Consider the following 12,429-nt stretch of genomic DNA (forward strand, 5'->3'; position numbering starts at 1 on the left):
TTCTTCCGGCGAGCTGTCCTCACCAGCATCCTCCAGGATCCCCGAGCCGTCACGTCCCTGTCACTCACCCGACACCCGCCGCTCACCGGGTACCCCGTTCCGGGTAGCCGAACTCGATCCCGCTGACGTCGTCCAGCGCACTGCGGATGGCCGGCGGGAGGGTGAGCTCCTCGGCCGCGAGCGAACCGGTCAGCTGCCCGGTGTCGCGGGCGCCGACGACCGGGGCGACCACCCCGGGCCGGTCGCGGACCCAGGCCAGCGCCACGACCAGCGGTGACGTGCCGAGGCCTTCCGCCGCGGTGACCACGGCCTGCACGATCCGGGCCGCCCGTTCGGTGCGGTGGTACTCGACGTATCCGGCGTAGTCGGCCGAGGCACCGCGCGAGTCGGCCGGGGTGCCGGTGCGGTACTTGCCGGTGAGCACGCCGCGGCCCAGCGGTGCCCACGGCAGGACGCCGGCACCGTGGTGCGTGGCGGCGGGCACGACTTCGCGTTCGATCCCGCGCTCCAGCAGCGAGTACTCGAACTGCCCGCTGATCACCGGCGCCTCCGGCGCGGCGAGCGCGGCCGCCGTGGCCAGCTGCCACCCGGAGTAGTTGGACACCCCGACGTAGCGGACCTTTCCGCTGCTCACCGCGTGACCCAACGCGGAGAGCGTCTCCTCGATGGGCACCCCGGCGTCCCACGCGTGCAGCTGCCACAGATCGAGGTGATCGGTGCCGAGCCGGCGCAGCGAACCCTCCAGCGCGGACAGCAGCGCGCCGCGCGAGGCGCCGCCGCCGAACGGTCCTTCGGTGCGCCGGGCCACGGTCTTGGTGGCCAGCACCACGTCGTCACGCGGGACGAGATCGCCGAGCAGCCCGCCGAGCATCCGCTCGGACTCACCCTCGGCGTAGATGTCCGCGGTGTCCACGAGCGTGCCGCCGGCGTCCACGAAGGCGACGAGCTGGCTGGCCGCCTCGTCCGGATCGGTGTCGCCACCCCAGGTCATGGTGCCGAGAGCCATACGCGAGACCCGCAGTCCCGACCGGCCGAGCTGTCGCTTCTCCACGACCGGCGAGCCTAGTGGGCGACCGGCGCGCGGCCCGCCCAAGGTGACCCGTGTCGGGGCGGACCCCGGCGCGGCGGCGCGCGATCCACTCGATAGGTTCACCGCTCGTGCGAATCGGACTGGACGGCGCCCGGGCGGGCGCCGGGGCGGGAGCGGCTTGATGGGGTGGTTCGAGTCCCTGGTGCTGGGGCTGGTGCAGGGGCTCACCGAGTTCCTGCCGATCTCCTCGAGCGCGCACCTGCGGATCGTGGCCGCGCTGGCGGGCTGGGACGATCCGGGCGCGGCGTTCACCGCGGTCACCCAGATCGGCACCGAACTCGCGGTGATCCTCTACTTCGGGAAGAAGATCGGCCGGATCCTGCGGGCCTGGTTCCTCGGCCTGTTCCGCCCAGAGTGGCGAAGTGACCCCGATTCGCGGCTGGGCTGGCTGATCATCGTCGGCTCGCTTCCGATCGGGGTGCTCGGGCTGCTGCTGCAGGACCAGATCGACGCCACCTTCCGCGATCTGCGGATCACCGCGACCACGCTGATCGTGTTCGGGATCATCCTGCTGATCGCCGACCGGATCGGGAAGCAGCAGCGCACCCTCGACCAGCTGAACGTGCCGCACGGGCTGGGCTTCGGCTTCGCGCAGGCACTCGCGCTGATCCCCGGGGTGTCCCGCTCCGGCGGCACGACCAGCGCCGGCCTGCTGATGGGCTACACCCGCTCGGAGGCCGCGGAGTACTCGTTCCTGCTGGCGCTGCCCGCAGTGTTCAGCTCCGGGCTGTACAAGCTCACCGACATCGGGAAGAACGGCGAAAGCGCGCAGTGGGGGCCGACTATCCTCGCCACGCTCGTCGCGTTCGGCGTCGGCTACCTGGTGATCGCCTGGCTGATGGCCTACATCAAGCGGCGCAGCTTCGTGCCGTTCGTGATCTACCGGGTGGTGCTCGGGGTGTTGCTGTTCGGCCTGATCTTCGGTGGGGTGCTCGACCCGAACGCGGGACCGGTCGGGAGCTGAGCACCGCGATCACCGGATAGGGTGGCGGCGTGAGTACGGTCATCTTGCTCCGGCACGGGAAGTCCACCGCGAACGGGTCCGGGGTGCTCGCCGGGCGCACGCCGAAGGTGGGCCTCGACGACACCGGCCGGGGCCAGGCCGCCGCGCTGCCCGGCAGGCTGGCCGGCGTGCCGGTCGCCGAACTCGTGGTGTCGCCGATGCTGCGCTGCAAGCAGACGGTCGGGCCGCTGGCGGGGGAGCTGGGCCTCGACCGGACCGTGGAGCCGCGGCTGTCCGAAGTGGACTACGGCGAGTGGACCGGGCGCGAGCTGAAGACGCTGGTCAAGGAACCGCTGTGGCGGGTGGTGCAGGCGCATCCCTCGGCCGCGGTGTTCCCGGGCGGGGAGGGCCTGGCCGCGATGCAGGCGCGTGCGGTCGCTGCGATCCGGGCGCACGACGCGCGGATCACCGCCGAGCACGGCGACCACGCGGTGTGGGTGGCGTGCAGCCACGGCGACGTGATCAAGGCGATCCTCGCCGACGCGCTGGGCCAGCATCTCGACTCCTTCCAGCGGATCGTGGTCGACCCGGCGTCGGTCTCGGTGGTGCGCTACACCGAGACGCGGCCGTTCGTGCTGCGCGTGAACGACCACGGCGGCGATCTGTCCGGGGTGGTGCCTCCGCCGCCGAAGAAGGGCCGGCGCGCCAAGAAGGCCGGCGGTGATGCCGTGGTGGGGGGCAGCACCGGCCGGTGACGGTGCTCCGGGCGACCCCGGAGACTCGCGATGGTCCCTTCGGCGGGTGCGCCGCCCCGTAGGGTGGGCGGGACCGACGTGGAGAACCAGGAGCGCTACCCGATGATTTCGCCGGACAACCCGTTCGCCGCCCCCAGCGAGCTGCCCTATGAGCTGCCGCCCTTCGACCGTATTTCCGACGAGCACTACCGGCCCGCCTTCGAGGCCGGGCTCGCCGAGCACACCGCGGAGATCGAGCGGATCGCCACCGACGCGGCCGAGCCGACGTTCGAGAACACGATCGCCGCGATGGAACGCGCGGGCGCGTTGCTGACGCGGGTGTCGGGCACGTTCTTCAACCTCATCGGCTCGAACGCCTCGGAGGCCAACCAGGAAGTCCAGGCCGAGCTGGCGCCGCGGCTGGCTGCGCACTCCGACGCGATCCACCTCGACCCGCGGCTCTTCGCGCGGATCGACACGCTGCACGAGCGGCGCGCGGATCTCGGCCTGTCGCCGGAACAGCTGCGGCTGCTGGAGCGGGTGCACACCGACTTCCGCCGGTCCGGCGCCGGGCTGGCCGAGGCCGAGCAGGAGAAGCTGCGGAAGCTGAACGGGAAACTGTCCACCCTGCAGACCCGGTTCTCCCAGAACCTGTTGCGGGACACCAACGATCTCGCCGTCGTGCTCGACGACGAGGCCGAGCTGGCCGGTCTGGGCGAAGGTGCGGTCGCGGCCGCCGCCGCGGCGGCGGGGGAGCGCGGTCTGCACGGGAAGTACGTGCTCACGCTGACCCTGCCGACCGCGCAGGCCGCGCTGGAGTCCTTGGAGAACCGCGCGGTGCGCGAGCGGGTCTTCACCGCTTCGGTGTCGCGCGGCAACCGGGACAACGAGTCCGACAACAAGGCGGTCGTCCTCGAGATCGCGCGGCTGCGCGCGGAGCGGGCCGCGCTGCTCGGCTACCCGAACCACGCGTCGTACGTGATCGAGGACCAGACCGCGAAGACGCTCGAAGCGGCGAGCGGCCTGCTCGAACGGCTGGCCCCGGTCGCGGTGGCGAACGCCCGGACGGAAGCCGTGGAACTGCAGCGGTACCTGGAAGCGGACGTGCCCGGTGCGACGCTGCAGCCGTGGGACTGGGCGTTCTACGCCGAGCGGGTCCGCCGGGAACGCTACGACGTGGACACTGCCGCGCTGCGGCCGTACTTCGAGCTGGACCGCGTGCTGCACGACGGGGTCTTCCACGCGGCGAACCGGCTGTACGGCCTGAGCGTCACCGAACGGCACGATTTGCCGAAGTACCACCCCGACGTGCGGATCTTCGAGGTGCGCGACGCCGACGGCAGCGAGCTCGGTCTCTTCCTGATGGACTACTACGCCCGCGACTCCAAGCGTGGCGGCGCGTGGATGAACAACTTCGTGGACCAGTCGCGGCTGCTCGGCAAGCGCACCGTGGTGGTCAACGTGCTGAACGTGTCGAAGCCGCCGGCGGGGGAGCCCACCCTGCTGTCGCTGGACGAGGTGCGCACGTCGTTCCACGAGTTCGGGCACGCACTGCACTCGCTGCTGTCCGGGGTGGAGTTCCCCGCCTTCTCCGGCACGAGCGTGCCGCGGGACTTCGTGGAGTATCCCTCGCAGGTCAACGAGATGTGGCAGATGTGGCCGGAGGTGCTGGCGAACTACGCCAAGCACCACGTGACCGGCGAGCCGCTGCCGGCCGAGCAGGTGGCGAAGCTCCAAGCCGCCGAGCAGTACGGCGAAGGTTTCCGGACGACCGAGTACCTGGCCGCGTCGCTGCTCGACCTCGCCTGGCACCGCCTCGGCCCGGACGACCGCGTGGAGGACGTCCAGCGCTTCGAGGCCGAGGCGCTGGACAAGGCCGGCGTGGCCGTGGCGAGCATCCCCCCGAGGTACCGCACGACCTACTTCAACCACGTCTTCGCCGGCGGCTACAGCGCGGGGTACTACTCCTACATCTGGAGCGAGGTCCTCGACGCCGACACGGTGCAGTGGTTCACCGAGAACGGCGGGTTGAAGCGCGAGAACGGCGACCACTTCCGGCGCACCCTGCTGGGCCTCGGCGGCAGCGTCGACCCGATGGAAGCCTTCGCGACCTTCCGCGGCCGGGCCCCGGAAATCCAGCCCCTGCTCGAACGCCGGGGACTCGGTAACGCCTGATCCAAGTGTATAACGCCCTATACGGCGCGGGTTTGGTGTTTTCCATACCGTATAAGCCGTTTACGAAGTCCGAGCCAGCAACACCGAACAGCAACTGAAGCGGCCGGCCGCCTCCGGTGGGGTGGCGGTCGGCCACTTCGTGCGATTCACCGAACCGGGACGGTTCTGTCGGCGGATCGGACGAAGCCGCACCCGGGGTCCGTGGCCCCACAATGCTTCATCGTCAAGCCACGGGAGGCACCTCGGGTGGGTACTTCGAGCACTTCCGCGACCGTCCGGCGGACGGAGCGCACGACTCTCACCTTGCTGGTGGGCGTTTTCATCATCGACTACATCGACCGCGTGATGATCGCGGTCGCGCTGCCGCTGATCGGTGCCGAGTTCGGGCTGTCGCGCACCACGCAGGGACTGGTGGTGTCCGCTTTCGCGATCGCGTACCTGATCGGTCAGCTGCCGGGTGGCCTGCTGGCCGACCGGGTGGGTGCACGGCCATTGCTGGTCATCTCACTGGTGGCGTGGTCGGTGTTCACCGCCGCCACCGGGTTCGCCCCGGGGCTGGCCGTGCTGCTGGTGCTGCGGGCATTGTTCGGGGTGGCGCAGGCGCTGTTCCCCGGGGCTTCGTTCAAGGCGCTGGCCGAACGCACCACGCAGGCCGGCCGCAGCCGGGGCGCCGGCCTGATCCTGGCATCGAACTCCGTCGGCGCCGGGCTCGGCCCGCTGATCGTCGCGCCGCTGGTGGTGGCCGCGGGATGGCGGCACACGTTCTGGATCGTTGCGGCCGCCGGCCTGATCGTCGGCATCGCGCTGTGGAAACTGCTTCCCCCGCCGCTGCCGCGTGCGCTGACCGAGCCGGAGGGGCTGCCCGAGCCGGCGAAAGTGCCGGTGTCGCGGGTCTTCCGGAACGGGCTGGTGATCCGGTGCGCGCTGATGTTCGCCTTCTTCAACATGCTGGCCTACGGGATGATCACCTGGGTGCCCTCCTACCTGGTCGAGGCGAAGGGCCTGTCGCTGGTCGCCGCCGGCGTGTCGGCGGCGATCCCGCAGCTGGTCAACGCGGTGGGCGTGATGATCGGAGGCTGGCTGATGAGCCGCTGGTTCGACCGGGACGCGCGGCGGCTCGTCGTGCCCGCTCTGGTGGTCGCCGCGGTGTTGCTGGTGCCGATGCTGCTGGCCGAGTCGGCGACGATGTTCACCGTGCTGCAGACCCTGGCGATGTTCTTCAGCGCGCTGGCCTCGATCGGCATCGTGGGCCTGCCGCTGCGCGTGCTCCCGCGGGACCTGGTCGGTTCGGGCATGGGGCTGGTGAACACCGGTGGGCAGCTGGCCGGGGTGCTCGCGCCGCTGGTGATGGGCTGGCTCGCGGACCGGTTCGGGTTCGCGGCGGCGTTCGGATTCCTCGCGGTGAGTACGCTGGCTGCCGCCGCGATCTCCCTGACCACGCGTTCGCAGCGGGTGCGGCTCGGTGATCCGGTGCCGGTGAAGGACAGCGTGGCCTGACCGGCTGTCATTCCGGGGTCGGCTGAGTGTCGTGCGCGGTGGGGCGCGCGGTGGGCGGGCCCGCTTCGCCGTTCTTGAGGCGCCGGCGCAGTACCAGGACCCACCACAGGAAGCCGACTCCGAGGACGACCGCCGCGGTGATCGCGTTCTGGCGGTTGTCCTCGGGCACGGTGAGTGCGGTGACGACCGCGGCGCACCAGAGCAGGCCGAGCACGACGATCGGGTTGAGCCAGCGGCCGAGGTCGAACACGCCGGGGCGGGCGGCGGGGATGCGGCCGCGGCGGGACGCGATCGCGGTGGCGATCAGGGTCAGTCCGTAGACCAGGTAGTAGGTCAGCCCGACCATGGCGTAGATCTGGCCCACGAGGCCGTCGTTGAGCAGGTTCAGCCCGATCGCGACCGCGGCGACGAAAATGATCGCGCGGGCCGGGGCTCGGCTGCGGCTGGTGACCTTCTGCAGGCCGCGGGAGGCGGGGAGCATGTTGTCGCGGGAGAGGGCGAAGGTCATCCGCGTGGCCACTGCCATGTTGGCGATCAGGCAGGCGAAGATCGAGGCGAAGGCCACCACGATCATCAGTGCACGGGCGAATGGTCCCAAGTGGACGGCCAGCAGCCGGAGCACGGGGTTTTCGGGGCTGGCGAAGAAGCCGGCGGGGTCCTCGGGCAGGGCCATGCCGAGGAGGGCGAAGATCACGAAGCCGATCAGGCCGGACACGATCACCGCGCGGAACATCGCGCGGGGTGCGGCGCGGCGCGGGTCGAGGGTTTCCTCGGCGAGGTCGGCCGCGCCTTCCCAGCCGAGCAGCACGTAGACGGGCAGCAAGGCGGCCAGGGAGACTCCGGTGAGGGTCACCGCGCTGCCGCTCAGTGGTTTCGTGTCGGTCAGGATTGCCGGCCCTTCGGTGTGTCCGAAGAAGGTCAGCAGGCCGGCGATCAGCACGATGCCGAGGACCACGGTGCCGATCAGCTCGATGGACGCGCCGATGTTGTTGATCCGCGTCGCGACCTTGACGCCGATGATGTTCAGCACGGCCGCGACCACGGTGCAGCCGATGGACAGCAGCTGGATCTGGCGTGGGGTCGGGTCCGTCCAGATCTCGGGGGCGAAGACGGTGCCCACGGCGGCCGCGGTGCCTGCGGTGCCGGCGAGGAACGAGATCAGCGCGATCCAGCCGGTGAACCAGCCGAAGTTCGGTCCGACGAGCCGGCTCGACCATTGGTAGGCGTATCCGGTGATGGGCATTCGCCCGGCGAGGTGCGCGTAGACCGCGACCAGGGTCAGCACGAGCAGGAGCACCGGCAGCCACAGGAACACCGCGGATCCGCCGAGGAACTGGTAGGGGTCGGTGAACAGGGTGATGATGCCGGTGTTGATCGAGACCATGGAGAAGGCGAGCGCGAACGCGGTGAACGAGCTCATGGTGCGGCGCAGCTGCGGACGGTAGCCGAGGGTGGTGAGGTCGTCGTCGTCGGAGACCGGCGTGGCGTCGGCGCGGGTTTCCGACGGGCGTTCGGGCGCCGTCATCGGGGGCCGATCCCGTGGTCGGTTTCGACGTCGGTGAGGACCTCGTCGAGGACGTCGAGGGCGTGGGAGAGCTGGTCGCGGGTGATGTCGAGCGGGGGCTTGATCTTGATCAGGCTGCCGAGGCTCGCGTAGCGGCTTTCGCCGAAGATCACGCCTTTGCGCTGTGCCCGGACGAACACTTCGTGTGCCTCGGTGGTGGCCGGTTCCTTGGTGACGTGGTCGCGTACGAGTTCGAGGGAGACCATCAGGCCGGGGGAGCGTACCTCGCCGATCAGGGGGTGGCGGGTCTGCATCTCCCGCAGCCGTTCGGTCGCGTAGTGGCCGTGTTCGGCGGCGCGGGCGGGCAGGTCGTCCTCGATGATAGCGCTGACGGCGGCGAGCCCGGCGGCGATCGAGATGGGGAACTGGCCGAACGTGAGCTGGTCGTCGCCGGCCTGGAACTTCGCGTACTCCTGTTTGGTGAGCACGCCGGCGAGCGGGAAGCCGCCGCCCACACCCTTGCCGAACACGAGGATGTCGGGGTCGAGGTCGTAGTACTCGCTGGCCCACATCTTTCCGGTGCGGCCGAGTCCGGTCTGGACTTCGTCGATGATCAGGAGCATGCCGAACTCGTCGCAGAGTTCGCGGATTCCTTGGTGCCAGCGGGGGGAGAACTCGTTGTGCCCGCCGTTGCCCTGGAGGGGTTCGTAGATGAGGGCGGCGACGGATCCTTCGGTGCCCTTTTCGAGGATGTCGCGCACGACCGCGAGGGTGCGTTCGGTGTCCTCTTCGCCGGTGCTGCCGAGGCGGGGGCGGTAGAGGTCCGGGCGGGGCAGGCGCAGGAAGTGTGGTTGCAGGCGGCCGAACGCGTTCTGCGGGTGCGGCCAGCTGGCGGCCATCGTGGTGATGGAACGGCCGTGGTAGCCGTCGTGCAGGACGGCGACGTGTTCGGCGTCGGGGCGGTTGCGGAGGGCGAGTTTGAGCGCCATTTCCACCGCCATCGAGCCGTGCAGGGTGAAGCCGACGCGGTTGAGCTGCCCGGGTGCGATCGACACCATGAGCGCGGCGAGTTCGAGCAGTGCGGGGGTGTGGAAGGTGGGGCGGGCGTGGGTGAGCTCGCGGGTCTGGGCGATCGCGGCTTCGATCACGCGGGGGTCGCCGGCGCCGAGGTTGTTCGACCAGGCCTGTGCGGTGCAGTCGAGGTATTCGTTGCCCTGGTCGTCCCAGACCAGGGAGCCTTGGGCGCGGACCAGGGTCAGCTTCTCCGGGTCGCCGCCCGGGGGCTCGTGCAGGAGCGCCTCCTTGCCGAGAAGCTGCAGGTCGGCTGCGTCCGTCAGGGTGCTCGTCACGGTTTCTCCTTGGCAGTGGGGGAAAGCGTGTCTCAGCGTAGGAAGGAGGAGTGGTCCGGCGGAAAGACCGAATCACGTAGACTTCATAGATGCCCGCTATGAATGTGGAGCTGCGGCATTTGCGTGCCTTCGTCGCGGTGGCCGACGCGGCGAACTTCACGCGGGCTGCCGAGGCGTTGCGGATCGCGCAGCCGTCGTTGAGTTACACGATCCGGCAGCTGGAGGGTCAGCTGGGTTTCCGGCTGCTGGCGCGGACGACGCGGGCCACGTCGCTCACGCCGGCGGGGGAGACTTTCCTGGTCGAGGCGCGGGCGGTGCTGGCGCGGTTCGAGGAGGCGGTCGGCCTGGCGCGGCGGATGGCGGTCGGCGAGGTCGGCACGTTGCGGGTCGGGTATCTGATCGGCGCGGTGGTGGATCTCGTTCCGGCGATCATGCGGGCGTTCGCCGATCGGTATCCGGAGCTGGATGTCGAGCTGGTGGAGTACGACTTTTCCGTGCCGCGGTGCGGTCTGGACACCGGGGAGACGGACGTGGCGATCGTCCGGCCGCCGCTGGAGCTGTCCGGAGTGCGGGAGCTGACCTTGCGGACCGAGGGGTGTGTCGCGTGTGTTCCGGAGCGGCATCCGGTGGCCGGGCAGACGGAGGTGGACGTGGCGAGGCTGCTGGACGAGCCGATCGTGGCCGCTCCCGGTGCGGGGCGGTGGCGTGATTCGTGGATTCTGAACGATGTGCGGGATGAGCCGGCCACGGTGGCGTGTGAAGCGGCCACTTTCGAGGCTGAGCTGCAGGCGGTCGCGTTGGGGCGGGGTTTGTCGATCGTGCCGGCCTCGGCGGGCCGGTTCTACGTTCGTCCTGGGGTGCGGTTCGTGCCGATCACGGACCTGCCGGAGTGCACGGTGGCGGTCGCGTGCCGGGCTGATGCGCCGCCGGCCGCGCGGAACTTCGCCGAGGTCGCGGTGCGTACCGCGAAGGAGGCGGCCGGGCACCGGAGTTGAGCACCGGCGCCCGGTCGCGACCGAGGGGGCAGCTCGTCAGGTCACCTTGATGACGACTTTGCCTGCGGTGTGGCCGTTTTCGATGGTGGCGAGGGCGGCGGGTGCGTCGGAGAGCGGGTGGATCGCGGTGATCAGGGGCGTGAGGACTCCGTCGAGGGCCAGCTGGGCGGTGCGCTCCAGGTTCTCGCGGTCGAGGCGGCGTTCGACAAAACGTCCGCCGAGGTCGGACACGGACGCGTCGCCCACGGCGATGACGGTGCGGGGGTCCCGGGCCAGTGGCGCGACCGTGCGGAGCGAGGTGCCGCCGACCAGGTCGACGATCCCGTCGAAGCCGTCCGGTGCCAGTTGGCGTGCCGCGGTGACGATGTCACCGGCGGTGTAGTCGAGGAACCGCGCCCCGGCGGCTTCGGCGGGTTCGCGTTTGGCGGCGCTCCCGGTGCCGATCACGCGCAGGCCGCGTGCCGCGGCCAGCTGGGCGACGCCCATGCCGACCCCGCCGCCGACCCCGTTGACCAGGATCGTGCCGCCGGCCGGGAGGTCGAGCTGGTCGAGCGCGTCGAGCGCGGTCGTCCCGGCGATGGGCAGCGTTGCCGCCACGGTGGCGGAGAGCCCGGCCGGGATGCGCGCGGTGTTCGGCGCGGACAGCACTGTCGTCTCGGCGTAGGTGCCGCCGCCGGTGAGGGCGAAGCCGAAGACCGCGTCGCCGATCTCGAGCCCGTCGACGTCCTCGCCGAGGGCGAGCACCGTGCCGGCGGCCTCCATGCCCAGCACCAGGGGGAACGGACGGCCACCGTCGAGCCCGGGGACCAGGCCCGCGCGCAGGAGGTGATCGAGCGGGTTCACGCCGGCGACGTCGACCCGGATCAGGACTTCAGCGCGATCGGGGACCGGATCGGGACGATCGAACAACTCCTGCACCTCGGGTCCGCCATACCTGCCGAAACCCCACGCCTGTCCCATTTTCCGCCGCCTTCCGGGTGAGCGACCCGGTCGTTCCGGGTCCTGCGGCCATCGTCAGCCCTCACACCGATGTGAGGGGCAACCGGCTGAGCCGCACGTCACAGCGCCGCGGTGGCTCCCGGAACGACGGAAGGGCCGCCCCGGAACAGATCCGTGACGGCCCTTCCGGGGACAGCGGGGACTCAGATGAGGCCGAGCTTGCGGACCGCGTCGCGCTCCTCGGCCAGTTCGCCGACCGAGGCGTCGATGCGGGGGCGGGAGAACTCGTCGATCTCCAGGCCTTGCACGATCTCGTACTTGCCGTTCTTCGCCGTGACGGGGAAGGAGGAGATGAGGCCCTCCGGGACGCCGTAGGAGCCGTCGGAGACGACGCCGGCGGAGGTCCAGTCGCCCTCGGGGGTGCCGTTGACCCACGTGTGGACGTGGTCGATCGCGGCGGAGGCGGCCGAGGCGGCCGAGGAGAGGCCGCGGGCTTCGATGATCGCGGCGCCGCGCTTGGCGACGGTCGGGATGAACGTGTCGGTCAGCCAGGCCTGGTCGTTGATGGTCTCGGCGACGTTCTTGCCGTTGACCTCGGCGTGCTGGACCGACGGGTACTGGGTGGCGGAGTGGTTGCCCCAGATCGCGACCTTCTTGAGGTCGGTCACGGCGACGCCGAGCTTCTTGGCCAGCTGGGCCAGCGCGCGGTTGTGGTCGAGGCGGGTCATCGCGGTGAACCGGTCGGCCGGCACGTCGGGGGCGTGCGACTGGGCGATCAGGGCGTTGGTGTTGGCCGGGTTGCCGACCACCAGGACGCGGATGTCGTCGGCCGCGCCGGCGTTGATGGCCTCGCCCTGGGGCTTGAAGATGCCGCCGTTGGCCTCGAGCAGGTCGCCGCGCTCCATGCCTTTGCTGCGCGGGCGGGCGCCGACGAGCAGCGCGACGTTCGTGCCGGAGAACGCCTGCTTCGGGTCGTCGAAGATGTCGATGCCGGACAGCAGCGGGAACGCCCCGTCGTCCAGCTCCATCGCGGTGCCCTCAGCCGCCTTGACCGCCTGGGGGATCTCCAGGAGGCGCAGCTTCACCGGGGTGTCGGCGCCGAGCAGCTGACCGGAGGCGATGCGGAAGAGCAGCGCGTATCCGATCTGGCCGGCGGCGCCGGTGACGGTGACGTTGACAGGGGCTTGGGTCATAGCGGGTTCT

General features: G+C 70.6%; 10 protein-coding genes. 5 read left to right on the top strand and 5 right to left on the bottom strand.

Annotated features, from left to right (window positions below; translation table 11 throughout):
* Nucleotides 1–82 precede the first annotated feature (82 nt).
* Nucleotides 83–1,051: an aldo/keto reductase gene (locus BJY18_RS04785; protein ID WP_184778005.1), complete on the bottom strand. Its 969-nt coding sequence runs from the start codon at nucleotides 1,049–1,051 to the stop codon at nucleotides 83–85.
* A gap of 160 nt (nucleotides 1,052–1,211) precedes the next feature.
* Between BJY18_RS04785 and BJY18_RS04790 the strand changes: the two genes are divergently transcribed.
* From BJY18_RS04790 to BJY18_RS04805, 4 genes are all read left to right on the top strand, one after another.
* Complete coding sequence (locus BJY18_RS04790; RefSeq protein WP_184778007.1) at nucleotides 1,212–2,054, top strand: undecaprenyl-diphosphate phosphatase; 843 nt, start codon at nucleotides 1,212–1,214, stop codon at nucleotides 2,052–2,054.
* A 29-nt stretch (nucleotides 2,055–2,083) separates the two neighbouring features.
* The gene (locus tag BJY18_RS04795; protein WP_184778009.1) at nucleotides 2,084–2,788 is read left to right on the top strand and encodes a histidine phosphatase family protein; all 705 of its coding nucleotides are present in this window, start codon (nucleotides 2,084–2,086) and stop codon (nucleotides 2,786–2,788) included.
* A 102-nt stretch (nucleotides 2,789–2,890) separates the two neighbouring features.
* Entirely contained in the window at nucleotides 2,891–4,942 is a 2,052-nt protein-coding gene (locus BJY18_RS04800; protein ID WP_184784423.1) for a M3 family metallopeptidase, read from the top strand.
* Between the two features lie 246 nt (nucleotides 4,943–5,188).
* Nucleotides 5,189–6,439 (top strand): MFS transporter, encoded by a 1,251-nt coding sequence (locus tag BJY18_RS04805; protein WP_184778011.1) that lies wholly within the window; start codon nucleotides 5,189–5,191, stop codon nucleotides 6,437–6,439.
* A 7-nt stretch (nucleotides 6,440–6,446) separates the two neighbouring features.
* Here BJY18_RS04805 and BJY18_RS04810 read toward each other — a convergent pair whose 3' ends face one another.
* Together BJY18_RS04810 and BJY18_RS04815 are read right to left on the bottom strand one after the other, a co-directional pair.
* On the bottom strand, nucleotides 6,447–7,964 hold the full coding sequence (locus BJY18_RS04810; protein ID WP_184778012.1) for an APC family permease: 1,518 nt from the start codon (nucleotides 7,962–7,964) through the stop codon (nucleotides 6,447–6,449).
* Entirely contained in the window at nucleotides 7,961–9,292 is a 1,332-nt protein-coding gene (locus BJY18_RS04815; protein WP_221457564.1) for an aspartate aminotransferase family protein, read from the bottom strand. The genes BJY18_RS04810 and BJY18_RS04815 overlap by 4 nt, the downstream gene beginning before the upstream one ends.
* An 89-nt stretch (nucleotides 9,293–9,381) precedes the next feature.
* On the opposite strand from BJY18_RS04815, the gene BJY18_RS04820 reads away from it, so the two are divergent.
* Complete coding sequence (locus BJY18_RS04820) at nucleotides 9,382–10,287, top strand: LysR family transcriptional regulator (protein WP_184778014.1); 906 nt, start codon at nucleotides 9,382–9,384, stop codon at nucleotides 10,285–10,287.
* Between the two features lie 36 nt (nucleotides 10,288–10,323).
* Here BJY18_RS04820 and BJY18_RS04825 read toward each other — a convergent pair whose 3' ends face one another.
* Both BJY18_RS04825 and BJY18_RS04830 read right to left on the bottom strand, forming a co-directional pair.
* Entirely contained in the window at nucleotides 10,324–11,247 is a 924-nt protein-coding gene (locus BJY18_RS04825; protein WP_184778016.1) for an NADP-dependent oxidoreductase, read from the bottom strand.
* Between the two features lie 182 nt (nucleotides 11,248–11,429).
* Nucleotides 11,430–12,419 carry a malate dehydrogenase gene (locus BJY18_RS04830; RefSeq protein WP_184778018.1) on the bottom strand — a complete coding sequence of 330 codons (990 nt, stop codon included), beginning with the start codon at nucleotides 12,417–12,419 and terminating at the stop codon, nucleotides 11,430–11,432.
* Between the last annotated feature and the right edge of the window lie 10 nt (nucleotides 12,420–12,429).

Origin of the sequence: Amycolatopsis jiangsuensis, from assembly GCF_014204865.1 — a bacterium.
Classification (GTDB): domain Bacteria; phylum Actinomycetota; class Actinomycetes; order Mycobacteriales; family Pseudonocardiaceae; genus Amycolatopsis; species Amycolatopsis jiangsuensis.

Coding starts and splice junctions, on each gene's coding strand:
- BJY18_RS04790 (WP_184778007.1), top strand. CDS start 1,212: ATGGGGTGGTTCGAGTCCCTGGTGCTGGGGCTGGTGCAGGGGCTCACC.
- BJY18_RS04800 (WP_184784423.1), top strand. CDS start 2,891: ATGATTTCGCCGGACAACCCGTTCGCCGCCCCCAGCGAGCTGCCCTAT.
- BJY18_RS04810 (WP_184778012.1), bottom strand. CDS start 7,964: ATGACGGCGCCCGAACGCCCGTCGGAAACCCGCGCCGACGCCACGCCG.
- BJY18_RS04820 (WP_184778014.1), top strand. CDS start 9,382: ATGCCCGCTATGAATGTGGAGCTGCGGCATTTGCGTGCCTTCGTCGCG.
- BJY18_RS04825 (WP_184778016.1), bottom strand. CDS start 11,247: ATGGGACAGGCGTGGGGTTTCGGCAGGTATGGCGGACCCGAGGTGCAG.
- BJY18_RS04830 (WP_184778018.1), bottom strand. CDS start 12,419: ATGACCCAAGCCCCTGTCAACGTCACCGTCACCGGCGCCGCCGGCCAG.